Genomic DNA, 22,260 nt, shown 5'->3' on the forward strand with positions numbered 1-22,260 from the left:
AGCTGGGTCTACGCGGCCTATTCGACCTGCGGCGCCAGCGGCGTACCGACGCCCGTTCGCTCCACGATCAACCCATAGTGCTCCGGCCGCCGATGCTTGGCGAAGTTGAAGACATGGTTGCGGAAGTTGTCGCCCAGCGTCATATCGATGGCCGCGAAGATCACTTCGTCTTCCTCGCTCTGCGACTGCGCGACGATCTCGCCGGTCGGCGCCACGATGGCGGAGCCGCCGATCATGTGGAAGCCGTCTTCCGAGCCGCACTTGGCTGCGGCACCGATCCACAGCGCGTTCTGATACGCGTTGGCCTGCATCGACAGCAGGTGATGGAACATGCGCAGGTGCGGCGGCTCGGTCCAGTGGATGTTCCACGACGGCGTGTTGTAGCCCAGCACCACCAGCCGCGCGTCCTGCAGGCTCATCACGCGGAAGGTCTCGGGCCAGCGGCGGTCGTTGCAGATGCACTGGCCGACGTTCGTGCCCAGCATGGGCCACACGCCGAAGCCGTCGTTGCCCACCTCGAAGAACTTCTTCTCCAGGTGCTGGAAGGGTGCCTCGGGCTTGTGGTCCGAATGGCCGGGGAGGTGGATCTTGCGGTAGCGCCCGACGATGTTCGCCTGGTCGTCGACCAGGATCGACGTGTTGAAGCGCCGCCCGTCGGCGGCGCGCTCCGCATAGCCGAGGTAGAAGCCGATGCCCAGCGACTTCGCCAGGTCGAACAGCGGCTGCGTCACCGGGCTCGGCATCGAGGGCTCGAAGAAGCGCGCTTCGGCGTCTTCCTCGCTCATCCAGTAGCGCGGGAAGAAGGTCGTGAGCGCGAGCTCGGGGAACACCACCAGCTTTGCACCGCGGCTCGCTGCCTCGCGCATCATTTCCACGAGCCGTGCGACAGCCGATTCGCGGCTGTCGCTCAGATGGATCGGGCCGAGTTGGGCCACGGCCAGGCCGAAACGTTCCTTGGTCATGCGGTCATTCCTTTCGTCCATGCGGACAGTGCGCCCTTGCTGGTGCCGGCCGCCTTGCGCTGCATCGGCTCCGGCTTGCCGCGTGGCACGTAGCGCCCTGAGCCGCGCTCGGCGTTCAATGTGTTGTCCTTGACCACCACGCGGCCACGGCTGAGCACCACCTCGGGCCAGCCGCGCAGCGTGCGGCCTTCGTAGGGCGTGTAGCCGACGTTGTCGTGCAGCATCGACCAGGTGATCGTCGTCTCGCGCGCGGGGTTCCACAGCGCAAGGTCGGCATCCGCGCCGATCGCGATGCTGCCTTTTTTCGGCGCCAGTCCGTACATGCGTGCATGGTTGGTCGAGGTCAGCGCGACGAACTGCTCGATGGTGATCCGGCCCGCCATCACGCCTTCGGAGAACAGGAGCGGCATGCGTAGCTCGATGCCCGGCACGCCGTTGGCCATGTCCTTGAAACCGGTCTGCTCGCCCTTGGGCAGCTTGCCGGTCTCGTCGAAACGGTAGGGCGCATGGTCGGACGAGAACACGCCCAGCGTGCCGTCCTTCAGGCCTTCCCACACGGCCTCCTGCGAGGCGCCGTCGCGCGGCGGCGGGCTGCAGCAGAACTTGGCGCCTTCGAGGCCCGGCTGGTCGAGGTCGTCAGCCGTGAGGAACAGGTACTGCGGGCAGCTCTCGGCATGCACCTGCGCACCCAGCGCGCGCGCATCGCGGATGACCTTCACCGTTTCCTGGCCGGCCACGTGGACGATCAGCACCGGCACGTCGAGCAAGCGCGACAGCGACACGGCGCGGAAGGTGGCCTCGGTCTCGGCCAGAGGGTCGTGCGCCACGCCGTGGAACCTGGGCGCCTTCAACCCGCGCTCGATCAGCCGCTGCGCGAGCCAGCGGATCATGTCGTGGTTCTCGGCGTGCAGCATCACCAGGGCGCCTTCGCGGTCGGCCAGCGCCAGCACGTCGAGCAGCTGGTAGTCGTCGAGCTTGAGCCGGTCGTAGGTCATGTAGACCTTGAGCGAGGTGATGCCGTTGCGGATCGCCTCGGGCAGATCGACCGTGAGCGCGGTCTCGTCCGGGTTGGCGAGGATCAGGTGGAAGCCGTAGTCGATCACCGCCTTCTCGCGCGCGAGCTTCGCGTAGTCGGCGATCACCTCGGGGATCTTCATGCCGCGGTGCTGCGCCGCGAACGGGATGATCGTGGTGGTGCCGCCGAACACGGCCGACACGGTCGCCGAATGGAAGTCGTCGGCGCACATCACGCCCATGCCCGAGAGCTGCTCGACATGCACATGGCTGTCGATGCCACCCGGCAGCACCCAGCGGCCGGTGGCGTCGATGTCCTCGCGGCCCGGGGCCAGGTTCTTCTCGATTGCGACGATCACGCCGTCGCGGATGCCGATGTCGGCCTCGAAAGTCTGCGTGTCGGTGGAGATGCGCCCGTTGCGCACCGTCAGGTCGAAAGGCGTTGAGCTCATCAGAAGGTTCCTGGGTAGTGACCACCGTCCATCAACAGGTTCTGGCCTGTGATGAAGCCGGCCTGTGCGCTGCAGAGGTAGGCGCAGGCATCGCCGAACTCGGCTGGGGTGCCGAAGCGGCCGGAAGGGTTGGCCGCGCGGCGCTCGGCCAGCACCGTCTCTTCGCTCTTGCCGGTCTGCTTCGACCATTGCCGTGCGGTCTCGCGCAGGCGGTCGGTCTCGAAGGGGCCTGGCAGCAGGTTGTTGATCGTCACGTTGTGCGCCACCGTCTTGCGCGCCAGCCCGGCGACGAAGCCGGTGAGGCCGGAGCGCGCGCCGTTCGACAGGCCGAGGATGTCGATCGGGGCCTTCACTGCGCCCGAGGTGATGTTGACGATGCGGCCGAAGCGGCGCTCGATCATTGCGTCGACCGTGGCACGGATCAGTTCGATGGGCGTGAGCATATTGGCGTCGAGTGCAGCGATCCAGGCGTCGCGATCCCAGTCGCGGAAGTCGCCGGGCTTGGGGCCACCCGCGTTGGTCACAAGGATGTCCGGCATCGGGCAGGCGGCCAGCGCGGCGGCACGGCCGGCGGGCGTGGTGATGTCGGCGGCCACGGCTGTCACCGTGCCACCGGTGGCCGCGCGGATGGCCGCAGCGGCGGCTTCGAGCGCTTCGGCGCCGCGCGCGACGAGGGTCACCGCCACGCCTTCGCGTGCGAGCGACTGCGCGCAGCCCAGTCCGAGTCCCTTGCTGGCGCCGCAGACCAGCGCGGTGCGTGTGGAGAGTCCGAGATCCATGCTGTCTATCCTGGTTGGCGTGGCGTGATGATGGCCTGCGGCACGTCATAGGCGCGCAGCGAGGCCCAGTGCTGTTCGACATCGTCGCGGAACAGGCCGCGGGTGATGCCCGACACCAGCTTCGGGATGGCGGTCGTCAGCGCATTGATCGAGGAGCCCGAGGCGCCGAAGCTCATCGTCGAGCCGATCGCGAAAAGGTGCACGTTGCGCAGCCACGGCGTCGCGCCCGGCGTGCGCTCGCTGAAGGCGTAGTCGTCGGCGAGGTACGGGAAGGCGGCCAGCCGTGCGTCCTGCTCGTCGGCGGGCGGCACGTAGCGGTCGCCCCAGGTGGCGATGTTGTGGGCGAATGCGTGCAGTTCGGGCCGTGCGCCGAAGTCGACGTCGATGCCGGTCGCGCTGATCACGAAGTCGGCGTGCAGCGGGCCCTGCGTCGTGTCGAGTTCGATGCGGTCCTCGGTGCGGTCGAAGCGGCTGGCGACCGCGCTGCTGCCGGTATGCAGATGGAAATTGGCGTGCATCGCGCAGCGGTCGTAGGTCGGCTGCGGAAAGCCTTCGCGCAAGCCCAGGATGTGCCGCATGAAGCGCCAGCGCCAGGTGTCGTCGAGGTCCGACAGGTGCCGCAGGAACCCGCGGAAGGTGAGCCAGCGGTAGGGCTGCACCACCTGCGGTTCGAGCCGGCGGCACAGTAGGTGGACTTCGGCCGCGCCGGCTTCCAGTGCCGTCGCCGCGTTGTCGAAGGCCGATGCGCCGGCGCCGATCACGACCACCGCCTTGCCGCGCACGCGGTCGAAGTCGAAGGGCTGCGACGAATTCACGCAGCGGTCGGCGGGCAGACCCGCGAGCGTCGACGGAATCGTCCAGCGGCCGACGCCTTCCTGTCCTGTGGCCAGCACGATCTTGCGGGCGTACAGCATGCGGCCCTGGCCACCCGATTCCACCTCGGCCGCGAGCAGGTCGCTGCCTTCGACCGGTGCGATGCGCAGCAGCCGCGTGTCGTTCTGCACCGGGACGTTCGTCACGCGGCGCACCCACAGCAGGTACTCGGCCCACAGTCCTTTCGGCAGCATGTCGAGCGCGTCCCACGCGGCCTCGCCGAAGCGCGCCTCGTACCAGGCGCGGCAGGTCAGGCTCGGGACGTCGAGGTCGGGGCCGGTGTAGTCCTTCGGGTTGCGCAGCGTGTGCATGCGCGCGTAGGTGTTCCATGGGCCTTCGCCGGCAATGGGTGCCGCATCGATGGCGAGGATGTTGTCGACCTTCGAGCGCAGCAGGCCGAATGCGGTGGCGCTGCCCGACTGGCCGGCGCCGACGATCAGCACGTCGAGCGCCGGCTGTCCGTCGGGCCCGGTGCGCGGCGTGAGCCAGGGCTGATGTGGGTGCGCGATGCTGGCGAGCTCGCGCGTGACCCTGGCTTCCAGTGCTTCCAGCGCGTTCATGCGGCCAGCCATCCGCCATCGACCACCATCGTGGTCCCGGTCGTGAACGCCGACGCGTCGCTGGCCAGATGCAGCGCCGACGCGGCGATGTCTTCCGCGCGCCCGAAGCGGCCCAGCGCGTGGCGCTGGCGCGAGGCCTCGCGTGCCGCGTCCGGGTCGGCCTGGCGGCCGAAGCCACGCGCGAGCATCGGCGTGTCGATGGCGCCGGGCGCGATCGCGTTGACGCGGATGCCGTCGGCCGCGAAGTCCAGCGCCATGGTGCGGGTCAGGCTCATGATCGCGCCTTTCGCGGCGATGTACGCGCTGTTGCCGCGGCCGCCGGCCAGCGCCAGCTGCGATGCGAAGGTGATGATCGATCCGCCCCCCTGGCGCTGCATGGCCGGGACCACCGCGCGGGCCCACAGCCAGGTGCCGCCGACGTTGGTGCGGAACACCGCATCCCAATCGTCCGGTGCCGTCGTCAGCACCGTGCCGCCGCAGGAAAAGCCGGCGGCGCACATCAGCACGTCGATGCGGCCCCAGTGCGCGAGCACGGCGGCAGCGTTGGCGTCGGCCGTGCCGGGCATGCCCACGTCGGCGCCGAAGGCCAGGGCGTCGCCGCCTTCCGCCCGGATGCGTGCGGCAGTGCCTTCCGCGGCCGCCAGTTCGCTGTCGACGATGGCCACGCGCGCGCCTTCGCGCGCGAAGCGCAGGGCCGATGCCTGCCCGATGCCCGATCCGCCACCGGTGACGATGGCGACTTGTTCTTTCAATCTCACGAAACTTCCTTGGATGACGATGCGTGGTGTCGGCACCAGGCCTCGAGGTGATCGGCCGACGCGTCCATGCCGAAGCCGGCCTGCCAGCCGAACTCGGCCCGCAGCCGTGCGACGGACAGTGGCGCGCGGTCGGCCGGTGCATGCAGGTCGATGGTCGGTGCGTCGCCCTCGCGGGCCAGCCGGCATTCGAAGCCGGGCCGCAGCGCGGCGAGCCGCTCGCCCCAGGCGAGTGCCGTCCAGCTCTGCGGCGCCGACACGTTGTAGATGCGGTGGTTCAAGGTCGCGGCATGCGCAACGGCATGCACTGCGCGCGCCACGTCGGGCGCGTAGACCCAGTCGCGCAGGCCGGGCCGCGCCAGCAAGGCGGGCGTGCCGCGGCGTGCGGCTTCGGTGATCTGGAACTGCGGGCTGGTCGTGTCGCGCACGCCGGTGGCGCGCTCCCACGGGCCGAACACGCCGCTCAGGCGCAGGCTCACGAAGTCCAGCGACCACAGGTCGGCCAGGCGCCCGCCGATCATTTCCGAGGTGAATTTGGTGATGCCGTACAGGCCGGTAGGCTGCGGCGGCGTGTCTTCGTCGACCATGGTCACGCCGGTCGCGGCGCGGCCGTACACGGCGGCCGAACTCAGGTTGATGACGCGCCGCACTTCCGCAGCACGGGCCGCGCGCAGGATGGGCGTGAGCGCCGCCAGGTTGACGTGCTGGATCGTCTCGGGGTCACGCGCCTCGCGCGCCGCATCGGCCGTGATGGCGGCACCGAGCACCACGGTGTCGATGTCGCAGGTCATGGCGCGCATGACGGCGTTGGCATCGGTCACGTCGCCCTGCACGACGTCGAGCGAGCCTGGTAGCGCCGCGAACGCCTCGGCGGCGGCTGGCGGAGGCGGCAGCCGATCGAACAGCACCACGGCCTCGCCCTCGGTTAGCAGCCGCTCGGCGATGTTGAGGCAGACGAAGCCCGCGCCGCCGAAGACCAGTGTCTTCCTCATGCCGGCACCGCCTCGAAGGCCACCGGCGCCGCGTGCGGCTCGAAGTGCGGAATCGCGGCCAGCAGCGCCTGCGTGTAGGCGGTCTTCGGCGCACGGAACAGGTCGGCGCTCAGGCCTTCCTCCACCACCTCGCCATTGCGCAGCACGATGGTCCGCTCGCACATCATGCGCACCACGTTCAGGTCGTGGCTCACGAACAGGAAGGCCAGGTCTTCCTCGCGGCGCAAGCGGTCGAGCAACTGCAGGATGACGGCCTGCACCGACACGTCGAGCGCCGCGGTCGGCTCGTCGAGCACCAAGAGGCGCGGCTTGCAGGCGATGGCGCGCGCGATGCCGATGCGTGCCTTCTGCCCGCCCGAGAGCTGGTGCGGGAAGCGTTCGAGCAGTTCGAGCGGCAGGCCGACGCGCAGCGCGCAGTCGTTGACGGCCTTCGTCAGCGCGGTGCCCGACGACATGCCTTCGAGCCGGCGCAGCGGATGCGCGATGCAGTCGAAGGCATTGAAGCGCGGGTTCAGGCTGTCGTGCGGGTCCTGGAAGACGATCTGGATGTCCTTGCGCAGCGGCGACGTGTGGAAGTCGTTGGCCTTGATCTGGCCGATGCTGCCGCCGTCGAACAGGATGTCGCCGTCGCTGCTGTCGATCAGCCGGCACAGCATGCGCGAGATGGTGCTCTTGCCCGAGCCCGATTCGCCGACCAGGCCCAGGCTCTCGCCGCGCGCGAGCCGGAACGACACGTTGTTCACTGCCGTGATGCCGCCGGGGTAGCGCTTGGACAACTTCTGCACTTCGAGCAGGAGCGGCGTGCCCGGTGGCAGCGCGGGCCGGGGCGCGCTGACGACCGGCGGCAGCGCCTCGTCGCCACCGACGACGAGTTCGGCGATGGTTGACGTGAGCGTCGGCGACGCCGCCACCAGCCGCTTCGTGTAAGGGTGCGCCGGTGCGCTGAAGAGCTGCAGCGGTGGTGCGTCTTCCACCACCTGGCCGCGTTCCATCACCACCACGCGGCTGCAGTACTTGGCGGCCAGGCCGAGGTCGTGCGTGATCAGGATGGTCGCCATGCCGCGCTTGGCGGTGATGGCGGCCAGCAGGTCCATCACGGTCTTCTGCGTGGTCACGTCGAGGCCGGTGGTGGGCTCGTCGGCGATCAGCAGCGCCGGCTCGCTCGCGATCGCCATCGCGATCATGATGCGCTGGCACATGCCGCCCGACAGTTCGTGCGGGTAGGCATCAAGCCGCTTCTCGGGCTCGCGGATCAGCACGTCCTTCAACAGGTCGAGCGCACGTGCGCGGGCCTCGCCCGGCGTGAGCTTCGAATGCACGCTGAGCGCGTCGGCGATCTGCAGGCCGACCGTGCGGATCGGGTTGAGCGCCGCGCGCGGGTTCTGGAAGATCATTGAAATCGCCGCGCCGTGCGTCGAGCGCAGCGTCTTCCAGGTCGCGTTCGTGATGTCCTGGCCGCGGTAGCGGATCTTGCCACCGACGATGCGGCCGGCCGCTTCGAGCAGGTGCGTGACGGCGAAGGCGGTGACCGACTTGCCTGAGCCGCTTTCGCCCACGATGCCCAGCGTCTGGCCCACGTCGAGCGACAGGCTCACGCCACGCACCGCCTCGACCATGCCGCGCCGCGTGGAGAAGCTGACGCGCAGGTCTTCGATATCCAGAAGTCTTGCAGCGCTCATGTCCGCATCCTCGGGTCCAGGATGTCGCGCAGGCCGTCACCCAGCAGGTTGAAGAAGAGCACGGCGATCATCAATGCGAAGCCGGGGCAGGCCACCAGCCACCAGTTGCCGGTGGAGATGAAGCGCGCGCCTTCGGCGACCATGATTCCCCACTCGGGCGTGGGCTGTTGCACGCCCAGGCCGATGAAGGACAGGCCGGCCGCGTTCAGCACCGCCCAGCCCAGGTTCAGCGAGATCTGCACCGCCATCGCCGGCAGGATGTTCGGCAGCAGGAAGCGCAAGATGACCGACAGGTGCGAGTCGCCGCAGGCGCGGGCCGATTCCACCCAGCCGGCGTTGCGCCGCACGTTGACTTCTGCTCGCGCGAAGCGGATGTAGAAGGGCAGGTTGATGAAGGCCGTCGCGATCACGATGTTCTCGACGCGGTTGCCCAGGGCCGCCACCATCGCCATCGCCAGCACGAAGAGCGGGAAGGCCATCAGCACGTCGACGAAGCGCCCGACCATGCGGTCGAGCCGGCCGCCGACGTAGCCGCAGATGCTGCCGATGACCGCGCCGACCACGAAGGACAGGCTCACGGCTGAGGCCGCGATCATCAGGTCGAGCCGGGCCGCGACGATGGTGCGGCTGAACACGTCGCGCCCGAGCTGGTCGGTGCCGGCCCAGTGCAGCGCGCTCGGCGCCTGCAGCGCGATGGCGACGTTCGAGGCGATCGGGTCGTACGGCACGATCCACGGCCCGATGGCCGCCAGCACGCACAGGATGGCGACGCCGACCGCGGCCACGGCCGTCAACGGGTTGCCGCGCAGCACCCACGCGACGTGATTGAGGGTTGCAGTACTCATCGAGTCCGTGCCTTGGCGGGGATGCCGCGGAACCGGCTTTGCCGGGCCGCTGGCGTCGCCCCCTGGAAGGGGGTGGGCGAAGCGACACGAAGTGCGCGAAGACTGGGGGTCAGCATGTTCTATTCGATGGAGATGCGGGGGTCGGAGATGCTGTACAGGATGTCGACCGTCAGGTTGACCATCACGAAAATCGAGGCCATCAGCAGCACGAAGCCCTGCACCGGCGCGTAGTCCGATGCCAGCAGCGCGTCGAGCGCATACGACGCCACGCCCGGCCACGAGAAGACCTTCTCGACCAGCACGTTGGCGCCCAGCATGGTCGAGAAGACGATGCCCAGGATGGTCAGCACCGGCAGCACCGCATTGCGCAGCGCGTACGTGACGACGATGCGCCAGGCCGGAAGCCCAATGGAGCGTGCGGTGCGCACGAAGTCGCTGCCCAGCGCGGCCAGCATCGAGGCGCGCGTGATGCGCGCGATCGGCGCCAGCACGAAGAGCGCCATGGTCAGGGCCGGCAGCACCAGTTGCTTGGCCGCGGCCCACCAGCCGGCCATGTCGCCGGCGATGAGGAAGTCGATCAGCAGGAAGCCGGTGACCCGCGGCGCGGCGCTGGTGAACACATCGAGCCGCCCGGTCGGGTCGGGCGCGATGCCGAACATGTAATAGAAGACGTAGACCAGCAGCAGCCCGGACACGAACGTGGGCACGCACACGCCCACCACGCAGAACATGCGCACCGCATGGTCGATGAAGGAGCCGGCGCGCAGCGCGGCCAGGATGCCCAGCGGCACGGCGCTCACCAGCGCGATGAGCAGGGCGGTGAAGGTGAGTTCGAGCGACGCGGGCAGGCGTTGCCGGATGTCGGCCACCACCGGCTGGCCGGTGGTGAGCGAGCGGCCGAGCTTGCCGGTGCCGACGTCCTTCAAGTAGAGAAAGAGCTGCTCGGGCACCGGCTTGTCCAGCCCCATCTGCTTGCGCACCATCTCGATTTCTTCCTTGCCCGAATTGGCGCCCGAGGCGAAGAACACCGCCGGGTCGCCGGGCAGCACGCGCATCAACAGGAAGGTGAAGACGAGCACGCCGAACAGCGCCGGCAGCGAGGAGACGAAGCGCCGGCCGGTCCGGCGCAGCGTGGTGGCGAGCAGGCTCATTCGCAAGCAATCGGACGACGGGCGGTCATGGTTTCATTCCAGGAATGCCGCGGAACCGGCTTTGCCGGGCCGCTGGCGTTGCCCCCTGCAAGGGGGTTGGCGGCCACACGAAGTGGGCAAGCCTGGGGGTCATTTCCTTGCCACGTCGCGGAAGTCGACCTGCCGGTGGAACTGGTAGACATAGCCGTCGAGCGACGGCACCATCACCGCGTCCTGGCTGGCCTGCCAGATGGGGATCTGCGCCATCAGGTCGAAGGCCATCGCATTGAGCTGCCTGGCGTAGGCCGCGTACTTGGCCGGGTCGGTCTCGAAGCGCGCCTTCTCGGCGATCTCGACCAGTTTCGGATCGTTCAGCGAGCTGTAGTTCCAGCGCTGGTTGCCGGTGTAGAAGTTGCGATAGAAGTAGTCGTTCGACGGCAGCCAGGCCACGATGTTCTCGGTGAAGAAGGGTGCCTTCTTCTCGTTGATGAGCGTGGACATCTGTGCGTCGGGCAGCTTCTGGATGTCGACCTTGATGCCGATCTTGGCGAGCGATTCCTTGATCAGCGCGGCCATCGGCTCGGCGATGTTGGCCTGGCCCAGGTTGAAGGCGAAAGGCGTCTCGAAGCCGTTCGGGAAGCCGGCTTCGGTCAGCAATTGCTTGGCCTTCACCAGGTCGAGCTTCACCGGCTGCGGGATCGGGAAGTCGGCGCTCGGCGGGCCGTCGGTCCATGTCGCGTTGAACAGCGGCTTGCCGCGGCCGAACAGCGCCGCCTTGAACATGTCGTCGTAGGGCAGCGCATAGGCGATGGCCTGGCGCACCTTGACGTTGTCGAAGGGCTTCATCTGGGTGTTGAATGAGATGAAGCTGACCGCGTTGTACTGCGGCGTCGAGATGACCTTGACCTTGCCTTTGGTGGCGAGTGACGCGGCGTCGTTGGCCTGCAGGTCGATGGCCAGGTCGGCATCGCCGCGCTCGACCAGGTTGGCGCGCGTCGCGGCTTCGGGAATCGTCTGCGCGATCACGCGCTTGAAGGGCGCCGGCTTGCCGTCTGCGCTGCGGGTCCAGGCCTCGTTGCGTTTCAGGATGATCTGCTCGCCCGGCTTGAAGGTCTCGACGCTGTAGGCGCCGCTGCCGGCGGTGTTCTCCTTGAGCCAGGTCTGCGCCCACGGGTCTTCGGCCGTCGCGTGCGACTTGGCGACCTTCGAGTTGATGATGATCGGGTAGACGGTCGCCAGGTTCGATAGCGCCAGGCGGTCGGGCTTGGGCAGCGTCACTTCGAAGGTGCTGGCGTCGATCACCTTGAACTGCTCGGGCTTGGTCATGGAGCCGGTCAGCAGTTGGGCGGCGGCGAGCGACTTGGCGCTCACGGCGCGGTCGAGCGACCACTTCACGTCGTCGGCGGTGACGGGCGTGCCGTCCTGGAACTTCGCGTCCTTGCGCAGGTAGAAGGTGATCTTCAGGCCGTCGGGGCTGATGACGTAGCGCTCGGCCAGTTCGCCGCGGATCTTCTCCAGGTCGAACACCCAGTTATCCCCCTGCTTCTTCTTGCCGAAGGACACGAGGCGGTCGTAGGTGCTCATGCCGACGGTGAAGGCTTCGCGCGTGGTGCCGAGCATCGTCGGGTCGAGCGTGTTCACGGTGCCGCCGGTGACGAAGCGCATCGTCTCCGCACGGCTCTGGGCGGAAGCGGGCGCGCTCAAGAGCGTGACGGACATCGCGACCGACATCGCGATGGTGGAGGCAACGAAGAAGGGAGGTCGCTGGGTCTTCATGGTTTCGCTCTCGATCAAGGAGGGTGGAGATGGCAGGGAAGTCAGAACCGCAGTGGCGGCGCGTCGATGGCGAGGCCGACGCGCTGGACCACGGCTTCGAGTTCGCGCGTGGTGATGTCGTCGATGCGCATGCCCGGCGAGCGGATCGCGTTGCAGGCGATGGCGCCGCGGCGCATGTAGATGTACTTGCGCAGGGCCAGGCCGATCTTGGGCTGGAACTCGTAGCGGATGAGCGGGCAGTACTTGTCGTACACCGCCGCGGCGCCCGCTTCGTCGCCGGCGGCGAAGCGTTCATAGATGGCCGCGAGGATCTCGGGGAAGGCGAAGCCGGTCATGGTGCCGACAGCGCCGCGCTGCAGCTCTTCGAGCAGGTAAACACCGCCGAGGCCGCCGAAGATGCGCATGCTGTCGCCGGCGAGTTCGTGGATGCGCGTGATCTTCTGGCCGACCGGCGGCTCTTCCATCTTGATCATGCCGACGCCGCCTTCACGGCCCAGCCTGGCAACCACTTCGGCCTTGATCTCGGTGCCGAAGGAGTCGGGGAAGTCGTGAATGATCACGGGGATGGCGACGGACTTGGCCAGCGTCGCGTAGTACTCGAACTGCATCGCATCAGACGCGCCGTCGAGTGGTGCCGCGAAGACGGCGGTCGCACCCAGTTCCTGCGCTTCGAGCGCCTGTTCGATGGCGCCGGCCAGGCCCAGCGCGCGCACGCCGACCCAGACCGGCAGCCGGCCTTCGGCGCAGCGCACGAAGGTCGCGACAACCGTGCGGCGTTCTTCGCTCGACAGCTTGTGAGCCTCGCCGAGGAAGCCCAGGATGGCCAGGCCGGTGACGTTTGCGCGCACCTGGAACTCGACGAGCGTGCCGATGCTGGTGAGGTCGAGCGTGCCGTCGGCCTGGAAGGGCGTGGGGCAGATCACGTAGACGCCCGAGGGCGCGGCGGGAGAAGCGTTGGCAGGGGCGGTGACAGTCATGAAGGCTCCGTGGCGTCGGTCATCGCACGGGATGGCCGGGGTCGACGTGCATTCTTGATGGCGCGTTGTCGCATGTCGTGTGCCTTTCTGTGCGGCATCCTTAACCTGCTGTTAAGCGCCTTGCCCGCGGATCCGAAGCGGTGCGCGGCGCGCACCAACACGGTGGCGTCGCTCACGAAGGCGGTGCGTCGACGGCGCTGTGGCGCCTAGCGCGCGGCATCCGCCAGGGCGGCGGTCAGTGCGTGGGGGGTGTCGTGCGGGCTCTCGAAGCCCTGGCGCTGCATCAGGTCGCGCAGCACGCGCACGAAGCGTTGTGCCAGCGTCGACAGTGGGTCAAAGCGCGGGTGCACGAGGTTGGCCTGCAGCACCGGCGCGTTGACCACCGGGCGCACGATCAGCTGGTGCGTCGGCCAGTTGCGCACCGAGAACTCGTCGACCAGCGCGATGCCTGCCCCGGCCTGCACCAGGGAGCAGGCGTTCTGCGGCGAGCCGACCTCGATGGCGGACTTGAGCGCCTCGTCGGCGGCCTCGTACATGCGGTCGAGGATCACGCCGAAGGGCGTGGCGCGGTCGTAGGAGATGAGCGGATACGGACGCATGTCTGCCAGCGTCAGTGTGGAAAGGCGCGACAGCGGATGGTTGTACGGGCAAATGCACACCAGCTGGCCCTGGGCCAGCGGCGTGACGTCGAGGTTCGGGTGGTCGACCGGAAGAATGGTCACGCCCAGGTCGGCCTGATGGTTGAGCAGCCGTTCCTTCAGCGGCGCGTAGCCGAGGTACTGGAAGGTGAGCTTGACCTGCGGGTGCTCCTCGCGAAAGGCGGCGATGGCCTGCGGAATCATCATCTGCCCGATGCTCGGGCTCGACACGATGTTGAGGATGCCCTCGCGGTTCTCGGCCAGCTCCCGCGCCAGCTCGTTCACCCGCTGCACGCCCTGGTACATGCGCTCGATCTCGTGGAACAGCTTCTTGGCCTCGGGTGTCGCGTAGAGCCGCCCCTTGATGCGCTCGAACAGCGCGAAACCGACGCGGCTTTCGGTGTGCGACAGCAGCCGGCTCACCGCGGGCTGCGAGACAAAGAGCAGCTCCGACGCACCGCGGATCGAGCCGGTCGTCATGACCGCGCGGAAGACTTCGATTTGACGCAGATTCAGGGACATGGCGGCGGCTGCTGCACGCGGGGCCGGAGGCGCGCAGTACATAACCAAACGTTAAGGGTGGCCCATGAAAAAGCAAGGAGCGTGCCCTTGGGTCGCACCTAGACTGGAACGCACCCTCAGGAGCGCGCCCGCATGAAACCGCCCATCTACGTCATCAACCCCAACAGCAGTGAAGTGGTCACCGCCGGCATCGACGCCGCCATGGCGCCGCTGCGCATGGTGGGCGGCCCGGAGATCCGCTGCCTGACGCTGGCCGAAGGGCCGCCCGGCATCGTGACGCACTTCGACGTGCAGTCGGTGGCGCAGCCGTTGGCTTTACGCGCCGACGCATTGGCCGCGGAAGCCTCGGCCTTCGTCATCGCCTGCTACAGCGACCCCGGCCTGTACGTGCTGCGTGAGCGCCTGAAGCAGCCGGTGTTCGGCATCGGCGAATGCGGCGTGCTGACTTCGCTGACGCTGGGCGAGCGCTTCGGCGTGATCGCCATCCTCGATGCATCGATCCCACGCCACCTGCGCAGCTATGGCGCGATGGGCGTGATGGGCCGCTTCGCCGGCGAGTTGGCCATCGGCCTCAACGTGCAGGAGCTCGCGCAGTACGACCGCACCCTGGCGCGCATGACGGAAGTCGGCCGCCGCCTGCGCGACGAGCGCGGCGCCGACGTGATCGTGATGGGCTGCGCCGGCATGGCCGCCTACCGCGCCCCGCTGCAGCAGGCATTGGGCATCGCGGTGGTCGAGCCGACGCAGGCCGCGGTCGGCATGGCGATCGCCCGGGTGCAACTCGGCTGGGAAGGCTGCTGACATGTCGGAAGTCGCCATCCAGCGCCTGATCAACAAGCTGCATGCCCTCGTTGGCCCGGCCGGCCTGCTGACCGATGCCCAGGCGCAGGCACCGTACCTGACCGACTGGCTCGGCAAGTGGAAGGGCGCCACGCCCGTGGTGGTGCGCCCGGCCAACACGGCCGAGACTGCGGCCGTGGTCAAGCTGTGCAGCGAAACCCACACGCCGATCGTCACGCAGGGCGGCAACACCGGCATGAGTGGCGGTGCGACGCCCGATGCCAGCGGCGCCCAGGTGGTGCTGAGCACCACGCGCATGAACCGCGTGCGCGCCATCGACCCCATCAACAACACGCTGACCGTGGACGCCGGCGTGATCCTCGCGCATGCGCATGACGCGGCGCGCAGCGTCGACCGCTTCTTTCCGCTCAGCCTCGGCGCGCAGGGCAGCTGCACGGTGGGTGGCAACGTCGCGACCAACGCCGGCGGCATCGCGGTGCTGCGCTACGGGAACACGCGTGACCTGGTGCTCGGGCTCGAAGTCGTGCTGCCGGATGGCCGCATCTGGCATGGACTGCGCGGCCTGCGCAAGGACAACACTGGCTACGACCTCAAGGGGCTCTTCATCGGCTCCGAGGGCACGCTGGGCGTCATCACCGGCGTCGTGCTCAAGCTGTTCGCGCAGCCAACGGCGCACGCCACGGCCTGGGTCGGGGCCGAGTCTCTCGATAAGCTGGTCGACCTGCTGAGCCTGATGCGCACGCGTTGCGGCGAACGCCTCACGGCCTTCGAGATGATGACTGCCGCGTCGCTGCAGCTGGTGCTTGACCAGGTGGCCGACACGCGCGCCCCGCTCGCGCAGGCGGCGCCCTTCAATGCGCTGATCGAACTGAGCGACACCGACGACGAGGCGGGGCTGCGCGACCTGCTCGAGGAATCGCTCGGCGAATCGATGGAGACCGGTCTGACCCACGATGTGATGCTGTCGTCCAGCCAGGCGCAGACGATGGCGTTGTGGAAGCTGCGCGAAGGCATCTCGCAGGCGCAGGTGCGCGCGGGCAAGGCGATCAAGCACGACATCGCGCTTCCCATCTCGTCGCTGGCGTCCTTCGCGGCGCAGGCCGAGCAGGACGTGCTGGCGTGCATGCCCGATGCCCGCATCGTCAACTTCGGCCACCTGGGCGACGGCAACCTGCACTACAACGTGCTGATGCCGCCTGACGCCGACTATGACGCGCTGAAGCAGCGCACGCACGAGCTCAATGGCGTGGTGCACCAGCTGGTGACCGACTATGGCGGCAGCATCAGCGCCGAGCACGGCGTGGGGCAGCTGCGGCGCGACGAGTTGCGCATCTACAAGTCGCCGGTCGAGATGGAGCTGATGTTGCGCATCAAGCAGGCCATGGACCCGAACCATTTGATGAACCCGGGCAAGCTGCTGTGAGCGCGCAGCACCCGATCGACACCCGGCTGCCGGAGATGTTGCGCAGCGGGCGCCGGCTGCGCGGTGTGTTCAACGGCATCCCGTCGCCGGCCATCGTCGAGATGTGCGCCTTCGCGGGCTTCGACTTCATCCTGCTCGACAACGAACACGGCAGCGCGGGTCTGGAGACCACCGAAAACATGCTGCGCGCCGCGCGGGCCAGCGGCATTCCGGCCATCGTCCGATGCCTTGAGCACGACATGGCGCGCACACTGGACCTGGGCGCGAGCGCCGTGCAGATTCCGATGGTCGAGACCGCCGCGCATGCCCAGGCGCTGGTGCAACGCATCAAGTACCCGACGCGCGGCCAGCCCGGACAGCGCGGCGCCGCCTTCTCGACGCGCGCCGCCGGCTATGGCGCTTTCGGTGGCGTGGCGCACACGCAGCGCAGCAACGACGGGGTGGCGCTCATCGTGATGATCGAGACCGAACGCGGCATTGCGAACGCCTTCGACATCGCGGCGGTCCCCGGTGTCGACGCGGTGTTCATCGGCCCGAACGATCTGGCGCACAGCATGGGCCTGGACAACCGCTGGCACGAACCGCCCGCGCAGGTGGCCATCGAGTCGGCGCTCAGGGCGATCAGCGCAGCAGGCGCCTGCCCCGGTATCCTGGCGCTGTCGCCTGAGGAGGAGGCACGCTATGGCGCATGGGGCGCGCGTTTCCTTGCCAGCAATACCGCAGGCATCCTGACGGCGGCGCTTCGTGAGGCTGCGACCCGAGGCCGCTGAGCCGGCGTTCAGTTGCGGTGCAAAACCCGCCGCTCTTGCACGAACTGCAGCAGCTGTGTAACGAGGTCGTCCTGGTTGTGCAGTGCCCCTTGCGCAGCTTGCACGGCGGCGGACCAGCTCGCCAGCACGTCGGGTCCGGGCGGCTCGACCGACATGTTGTCGATGCCGTTCCATGCGTGATGAAAACGGCGCAGCGAGGCCGGCGCGTCGATGGCGTCCAGCCATGCGTTCAGCTTCACATGATGGGCGTCGTCGTCCTGCGCGTAGATCTGCCAGACGAAGGGGCGGCCTGCCCACAGCGCGCGCACCAGGGAATCTTCGCCACGCACGAAGTTCAGGTCACAACTCCACAGCAGGCGATCGAAGTCGCGCTGCGCCAGCAATGGCAGATGTTGCACGCTGAGCATGCCGCGCTCGGTGCAAGGCGTGCCGGCTGTGGTGCCGAGTGCCGCATGCACCGCCGCCGAGGCGCGACCTGCCGTCACCAGCAGCCGTACGCGCGATGCGCCATCCGTCCATTGCGCGAGCAGGCCGGCAAGCGCCATCGGTTCGTAGCAGAACAGCAACACCAGCAGTTCGTCAGGATGCCGGTCGACGCCTTGCACAGCCAGCCACGCAGCGCGGTCGAAGTCGGCCTGTTGCTGCCTGAGGTCGGGCTCGCGCAGCAGGCCACCGGTCGCGGTCGTGAAGCCGGGATAGAAGAAGTACTTCGTGAGCCCCTCGCCCGGCCCCTTGAAGACGGGTGACGGCAGCGTGTGCAGCCGCTCCACGTAGGGTTCGGCCGAGAGGTATTCGAGATTGAGCCAGACGCGCGGCGCATCGCCTGTCCGGGCCTCCCGGGCGAACTGGGCGATCAGGCCGGTGTCGGGGTCGCAGCCGAATGCCTCCACCAGCACGTCGGGTGCTGGCGCATGCAGTGCGGCAGCCACTGCCGCAGGCTGCGCCCAGTCGATCACTTCGACGTTCTCGCTGCCCGCAGGCGCCATCCACTGCAGGGCCGCGCCATCGTCGACCCACAGACGCACCGTCTCCCCACGCGCGGCGAGTTGGGCAGCCAGGCGCCAGCACACACCCAGGTCACCATGGTTGTCGATGACTTTGCAGAAAAGGTCCCAGCGCATGTGTCGACGTCGCTCCAGAAGAAAAAAAGGCCCCCGCGGCCTCGATGAACCGTGGGAGCCTAGCGCAATGCGGCGCATGCCGGCCGAAGCCTGCTACGCCAGGGTGCGGCTTCAGGGCGTGTAGGTGTCGCCCAGCACGATGCCTTCGCGGCGCGGGTCGGCGCCACCGGTCAGCACGCTGGCGCCGCCGACGTTCTTGCGGATGATGGTGCCGATGCCGCTGGACTGCGCGCTCACCGACACGGTGTGCCCCAGTGCACGCAAGCCCAGCACCAGCGGGTCGTTGTTGCCGTTGTTGGTGGCATCGATGTTCGGGTGCTCGCCGCCCACGGACGTCGTCGCGCTGTTGCTGGCGCCGAAGTCGACCATCGAGGTGGCCTGCTGCGCGTCCAGGCCCCAGTCGAGGGCTCCGACCACCGTCTTGGCCACGTACTGGATGATGGTGCCGCCGCCGGGCGAGCCGGTGGCCATCAGGAAGTCGCCGGGGCCGCTGCCGTTGAACACCATGGTCGGTGCCATCGTGCTGCGCGGTCGCTTGCCCGGTGCCACGCGGTTGGCCACCAGGTCTCCGTTGCTGTCGGTCGGCGATGCGGCGAAGTCGGTGAGCTGGTTGTTCAGCATGATGCCGCGCGCCATGTGGTAGGAGCCCAGCGTCGATTCCACCGTGGTCGTCATGGTCGCGACGTTGCCGTCCTTGTCGACGATCGAGATGTGGGTGGTGCCGTTCTCGGGCGTCTTGTCGATGCCCAGCGGAATCGTGCCCAGGTTGCCCGCGACGGCGGTGCCCATGCTCCTGCTGAAATCGATCAGGTTGGCGCGCGAGCGCATGTAGGTCTTGTTGAGCAGCGTGTTGGCGCTGCCACCGGGCAGCGGCACGAAGTCTGTGTCTGCCACGTACTTGTCGCGGTCGGCATAAGCCAGGCGCTCGGCCTCGGTGACCAGGTGCACGCCCATCACGTCGGGCTTGCCGCCTTCGAGATCGATGTTGCTTGGCGGGTAGAGACCCAGGTTGAAGTTCTCCAGGATGCCCAGCGTCGACAGCACGCCGATGCCGCCGGAGGAGGGCGGCGACATGCTGCACACGTAATACGCACGGTAGGTCACGCACACGGGTTCGCGGCGCTTGGCCTGGTAATTCTTCAGGTCGGTGAGCGTGGTTTTGCCGGGTGTGATGGCGGAGCCGTCGGCACCCACGGTGACCTGGATCTTGGCAACGATATCGGCGGCGATCGGGCCGGTGTACAGCGCATTGGCACCCTGGCTGGCGAGTGCCCGCAGGACGTCTGCGTACGCCGGGTTGGTCAGCGTGGTGCCCAGTGGCTTCGGGTTGCCGTTGGCGTCGAGGAAGTAGGCGGCGGCCTCGGCGTCGCGCTTGAGATTCGATGCCGACGAGACGATGGCGGCGGCCATGCGCCCACCGATCTTGAAGCCGTTGGCGGCCAGATCCGTGCCTTCGCCGAACAGGTCCTTCCAGGCCAGCTTGCCATGGTCGCCCTGTGCAAGTTCGAGCATGCGCATGACGCCGGGCGTGCCGATCGAGCGGCCGCTCGCGCGCGCGCTGGGCACCGGCGTCGTGAGGTTGGTGCTGTCGTCGATGTACCGCAGGTAGTTGGCGGTGGCTGCCGCAGGCGCGGTTTCGCGACCGTCATAGGCCTGCACCTTCTTGGTCTTCGCATCGTAGTACAGCAGGAAGGCGCCACCCGCCAGGCTGCTCGACTGCGGCTCGACCAGGCCGAGCACGGCCTGTACGGCGACCAGTGCGTCGGCGGCGCTGCCGCCGGCCTTGAGCACGTCGCAGCCGGCCTTGCTGGCCAGCGGGTGGTTCGCCACCACCATGTAGGACTTGGCGTAGACCAGCTTGTGCCCCACCACGTAGCCGGAGGCCGGCTCGGGGGCGGCCGGGTCACCCGACAGTCCGGAGCCGACGACGGTCGGCGTGCCATTGGCGTCGGTCGTCAGGCAGCTGTTGTCGACAGCAACGGGCGTCGAAGGTGCGGTGGCAACGGGTGCTGGTGCGGGGCTGGAGTCGCCGCCGCAGCTCCAGAGCGTGAGCGACAGTGCGATGGGCGCAAGGGTGCGCAAGGTGTTGTTATTCATTGGACTCGGACGTTCTCTGCGTGAAAAAAAGCATCGGGGCGCTCTTGCGCCCCGACCCGTGAGTGTGAGCACGAGCCGTGCCAGCAACACCCCTGGCCCGTCTGCGGACTGGCGCCCACGCGACAATAGTGCCATGTCCCAGATGCATCCCGATTCGCTGCTTGCCGAAGTCGCCGCGCTGCCCGCCTTGCCGGGTGTCTACCGTTATTTCGATGCCGCCGGTGCCGTGCTTTACGTCGGCAAGGCGCGCAACCTGAAGAAGCGCGTCGCGAACTATTTCCAGAAGAGTCACGGTGGCACCCGCATCGGCCACATGATCAGCAAGATCGTGCGCATGGAAACGACGGTGGTGCGGTCCGAGGCGGAAGCGCTGCTGCTCGAGAACAACCTCATCAAGACGCTCAAGCCGCGCTACAACATCCTGTTTCGCGACGACAAGAGCTATCCGTACCTGAAGATTGCCGCGCACACCTTTCCGCGCCTGGCCTACTACCGCGGCGCGACCGACCGCAAGCACCGCTATTTCGGCCCGTACCCGAGCGCCTGGGCGGTCAAGGAGTCCATCCAGTTGCTGCAAAAGGTGTTTCGCCTGCGCACCTGCGAGGACACGGTGTACGCCAACCGCACGCGGCCGTGTCTGCTGTACCAGATCAAGCGATGCAGCGGCCCGTGCGTCGACTTCATCACGCCTGAGGCCTACGCGCAGGATGTGAGGAACGCCGAGGCACTGCTGACCGGCGATACCCAGGTCGTGCTCGGCCAGCTCGAATCGCGCATGATGGCGCACGCCGAAAAACTCGAATTCGAGCAGGCCGCCGACCTGCGCAACCAGATGTCGGCGCTGTCGCGCGTGCTGCACCAGCAGTCCATCGAGATCGCTTCCGACAAGGATGTCGACATCCTTGCCGTGCGCGTGCAGGGTGGCCGGGCCTGCGTCAACCTGGCCATGGTGCGGGGAGGGCGCCACCTGGGCGACCGGCCTTATTTCCCCGTGCATGTGGAAGACGCGGCGCAGATCCACCACGGCGAACTCGATGCCGACGATGGCGACGCCGCAGCCGCGGCCGACGCGGTCGAGGTCCAGGTGCTGGAAGCCTTCATCGCCCAGCACTACATCGACGTGCCGGTGCCGGCCACGCTGGTGCTTGGCGAGCAGGTCAGCCGCATGCTCATCGAGGCGGTCTCGCAGCAGTCGGGCCAGCGCGTGACCGCGGTGTTCCAGCCGCGGGAGCAACGTCGCCACTGGCTCGAGATGGCGCAGACCAATGCCGACCTGCAGCTCGCGCGGCTGCTGGCCGAGGAGGGTTCGCAGCAGGCGCGCACCCGCGCGCTGGTCGAGGCGCTCGACCTCGCGCCCGACGAGCTGGACCGGTTTCGCGTGGAATGTTTCGACATCTCGCACACGGCCGGGGAGGCGACGCAGGCCTCGTGCGTGGTGTTTGAGAACCACGCGATGCAGAACCGCGAGTACCGCCGCTACAACATCGACGGCATCACGCCGGGCGACGACTATGCGGCGATGCGGCAGGTGTTGACCCGGCGCTACGGCAAGCTCGCCGAGGTCATCGCCGCGCAGAGCGACGCGCCGCCCGTCGGCGGCAGCGAGACCGTGCAGGATGCGCCTGCCGGCACCAAGGCGGCGCGCATGCCCGACCTGGTGCTGGTCGACGGTGGCAAGGGCCAGGTGTCGATGGCGCGCGAAGTGTTCAGTGAACTGGGCCTGCCGTTGTCGCTGATCGTGGGCGTGGAGAAGGGGGAGGGCCGCAAGGTCGGACTGGAGGAGCTGGTATTTGCCGACGGCCGCGAGAAGGTCTATCTGGGGCGCGACTCGGCCGCGCTGATGCTGGTGGCGCAGATCCGGGACGAGGCGCACCGATTCGCCATCACCGGCATGCGTGCCAAGCGCGCCAAGGTGCGCGTGGGCGGCAGCCAGCTGGAGGACATTCCGGGGATCGGCCCGAAACGCCGCGCGCGCCTGCTGCAGCGCTTTGGCGGCATCCGTGGCGTGGCATCGGCCAGCGTGGCTGACATCGCTTCGGTCGATGGCATCGCAGTCGATCTGGCCGAAGAAATCTACCGCGCGCTGCACTGAGT

At 68.1% G+C, this 22,260-nt stretch carries 18 protein-coding genes; 4 read left to right on the top strand and 14 right to left on the bottom strand.

Annotation, left to right across the window (positions count from 1 at the left end; all coding sequences use genetic code 11):
- Positions 1–17 precede the first annotated feature (17 nt).
- The 12 genes from J2W36_RS10765 to J2W36_RS10820 all read right to left on the bottom strand — a co-directional run bounded on the left by J2W36_RS10765 (position 18) and on the right by J2W36_RS10820 (position 13,954).
- Positions 18–962 (bottom strand): N-carbamoyl-D-amino-acid hydrolase, encoded by a 945-nt coding sequence (locus J2W36_RS10765; RefSeq protein ID WP_307689728.1) that lies wholly within the window; start codon positions 960–962, stop codon positions 18–20.
- Positions 959–2,428, bottom strand: a complete 1,470-nt coding sequence (gene hydA, locus J2W36_RS10770; protein WP_307689729.1) for a dihydropyrimidinase — start codon at positions 2,426–2,428, stop codon at positions 959–961. Before hydA ends, J2W36_RS10765 begins: the two co-directional genes overlap by 4 nt.
- A complete protein-coding gene (locus J2W36_RS10775; protein ID WP_307689730.1) occupies positions 2,428–3,207 on the bottom strand; it encodes an SDR family oxidoreductase in 780 nt (259 codons plus the stop codon). Before J2W36_RS10775 ends, hydA begins: the two co-directional genes overlap by 1 nt.
- A gap of 5 nt (positions 3,208–3,212) precedes the next feature.
- Positions 3,213–4,640 (bottom strand): NAD(P)-binding domain-containing protein, encoded by a 1,428-nt coding sequence (locus J2W36_RS10780; RefSeq protein ID WP_307689731.1) that lies wholly within the window; start codon positions 4,638–4,640, stop codon positions 3,213–3,215.
- Positions 4,637–5,392, bottom strand: a complete 756-nt coding sequence (locus J2W36_RS10785; RefSeq protein WP_307689732.1) for an SDR family oxidoreductase — start codon at positions 5,390–5,392, stop codon at positions 4,637–4,639. Before J2W36_RS10785 ends, J2W36_RS10780 begins: the two co-directional genes overlap by 4 nt.
- A gap of 2 nt (positions 5,393–5,394) precedes the next feature.
- Positions 5,395–6,387, bottom strand: coding sequence for an NAD-dependent epimerase/dehydratase family protein (locus J2W36_RS10790; protein WP_307689733.1), 993 nt, complete (start codon positions 6,385–6,387; stop codon positions 5,395–5,397).
- Positions 6,384–8,066: a dipeptide ABC transporter ATP-binding protein gene (locus tag J2W36_RS10795; RefSeq protein WP_307689734.1), complete on the bottom strand. Its 1,683-nt coding sequence runs from the start codon at positions 8,064–8,066 to the stop codon at positions 6,384–6,386. The genes J2W36_RS10790 and J2W36_RS10795 overlap by 4 nt, the downstream gene beginning before the upstream one ends.
- A complete protein-coding gene (locus J2W36_RS10800) occupies positions 8,063–8,911 on the bottom strand; it encodes an ABC transporter permease (protein WP_262077444.1) in 849 nt (282 codons plus the stop codon). The genes J2W36_RS10795 and J2W36_RS10800 overlap by 4 nt, the downstream gene beginning before the upstream one ends.
- Positions 8,912–9,030: 119 nt before the next feature.
- Entirely contained in the window at positions 9,031–10,062 is a 1,032-nt protein-coding gene (locus J2W36_RS10805) for an ABC transporter permease (protein ID WP_206664297.1), read from the bottom strand.
- A 129-nt stretch (positions 10,063–10,191) separates the two neighbouring features.
- Positions 10,192–11,817, bottom strand: a complete 1,626-nt coding sequence (locus J2W36_RS10810; protein WP_307689735.1) for an ABC transporter substrate-binding protein — start codon at positions 11,815–11,817, stop codon at positions 10,192–10,194.
- Positions 11,818–11,858: 41 nt separating this feature from the next.
- Positions 11,859–12,794: a dihydrodipicolinate synthase family protein gene (locus J2W36_RS10815; RefSeq protein WP_307689736.1), complete on the bottom strand. Its 936-nt coding sequence runs from the start codon at positions 12,792–12,794 to the stop codon at positions 11,859–11,861.
- Positions 12,795–13,000: 206 nt separating this feature from the next.
- Positions 13,001–13,954, bottom strand: coding sequence for a LysR family transcriptional regulator (locus J2W36_RS10820; protein ID WP_307689737.1), 954 nt, complete (start codon positions 13,952–13,954; stop codon positions 13,001–13,003).
- Positions 13,955–14,086: 132 nt separating this feature from the next.
- Between J2W36_RS10820 and J2W36_RS10825 the strand changes: the two genes are divergently transcribed.
- The 3 genes from J2W36_RS10825 to J2W36_RS10835 are packed head-to-tail and all read left to right on the top strand — an operon-like array spanning position 14,087 to position 16,948.
- Complete coding sequence (locus J2W36_RS10825) at positions 14,087–14,755, top strand: aspartate/glutamate racemase family protein (protein WP_307689738.1); 669 nt, start codon at positions 14,087–14,089, stop codon at positions 14,753–14,755.
- A 1-nt stretch (position 14,756) separates the two neighbouring features.
- Positions 14,757–16,178, top strand: a complete 1,422-nt coding sequence (locus tag J2W36_RS10830) for an FAD-binding oxidoreductase (RefSeq protein ID WP_307689739.1) — start codon at positions 14,757–14,759, stop codon at positions 16,176–16,178.
- On the top strand, positions 16,175–16,948 hold the full coding sequence (locus J2W36_RS10835; RefSeq protein ID WP_307689740.1) for an HpcH/HpaI aldolase family protein: 774 nt from the start codon (positions 16,175–16,177) through the stop codon (positions 16,946–16,948). The genes J2W36_RS10830 and J2W36_RS10835 overlap by 4 nt, the downstream gene beginning before the upstream one ends.
- Before the next feature lie 8 nt (positions 16,949–16,956).
- On the opposite strand, the gene earP is transcribed toward J2W36_RS10835, so the two are convergent.
- Both earP and J2W36_RS10845 read right to left on the bottom strand, forming a co-directional pair.
- Entirely contained in the window at positions 16,957–18,069 is a 1,113-nt protein-coding gene (gene earP, locus J2W36_RS10840; RefSeq protein WP_307689741.1) for an elongation factor P maturation arginine rhamnosyltransferase EarP, read from the bottom strand.
- A 111-nt stretch (positions 18,070–18,180) separates the two neighbouring features.
- Complete coding sequence (locus J2W36_RS10845; protein ID WP_307689742.1) at positions 18,181–20,166, bottom strand: gamma-glutamyltransferase family protein; 1,986 nt, start codon at positions 20,164–20,166, stop codon at positions 18,181–18,183.
- 133 nt (positions 20,167–20,299) lie between these two features.
- Between J2W36_RS10845 and uvrC the strand changes: the two genes are divergently transcribed.
- Entirely contained in the window at positions 20,300–22,258 is a 1,959-nt protein-coding gene (gene uvrC / locus J2W36_RS10850) for an excinuclease ABC subunit UvrC (protein WP_307689743.1), read from the top strand.
- Positions 22,259–22,260: the final 2 nt, after the last annotated feature.

The organism is Variovorax ginsengisoli (assembly GCF_030811835.1).
Lineage (GTDB): Bacteria > Pseudomonadota > Gammaproteobacteria > Burkholderiales > Burkholderiaceae_C > Variovorax > Variovorax ginsengisoli_C.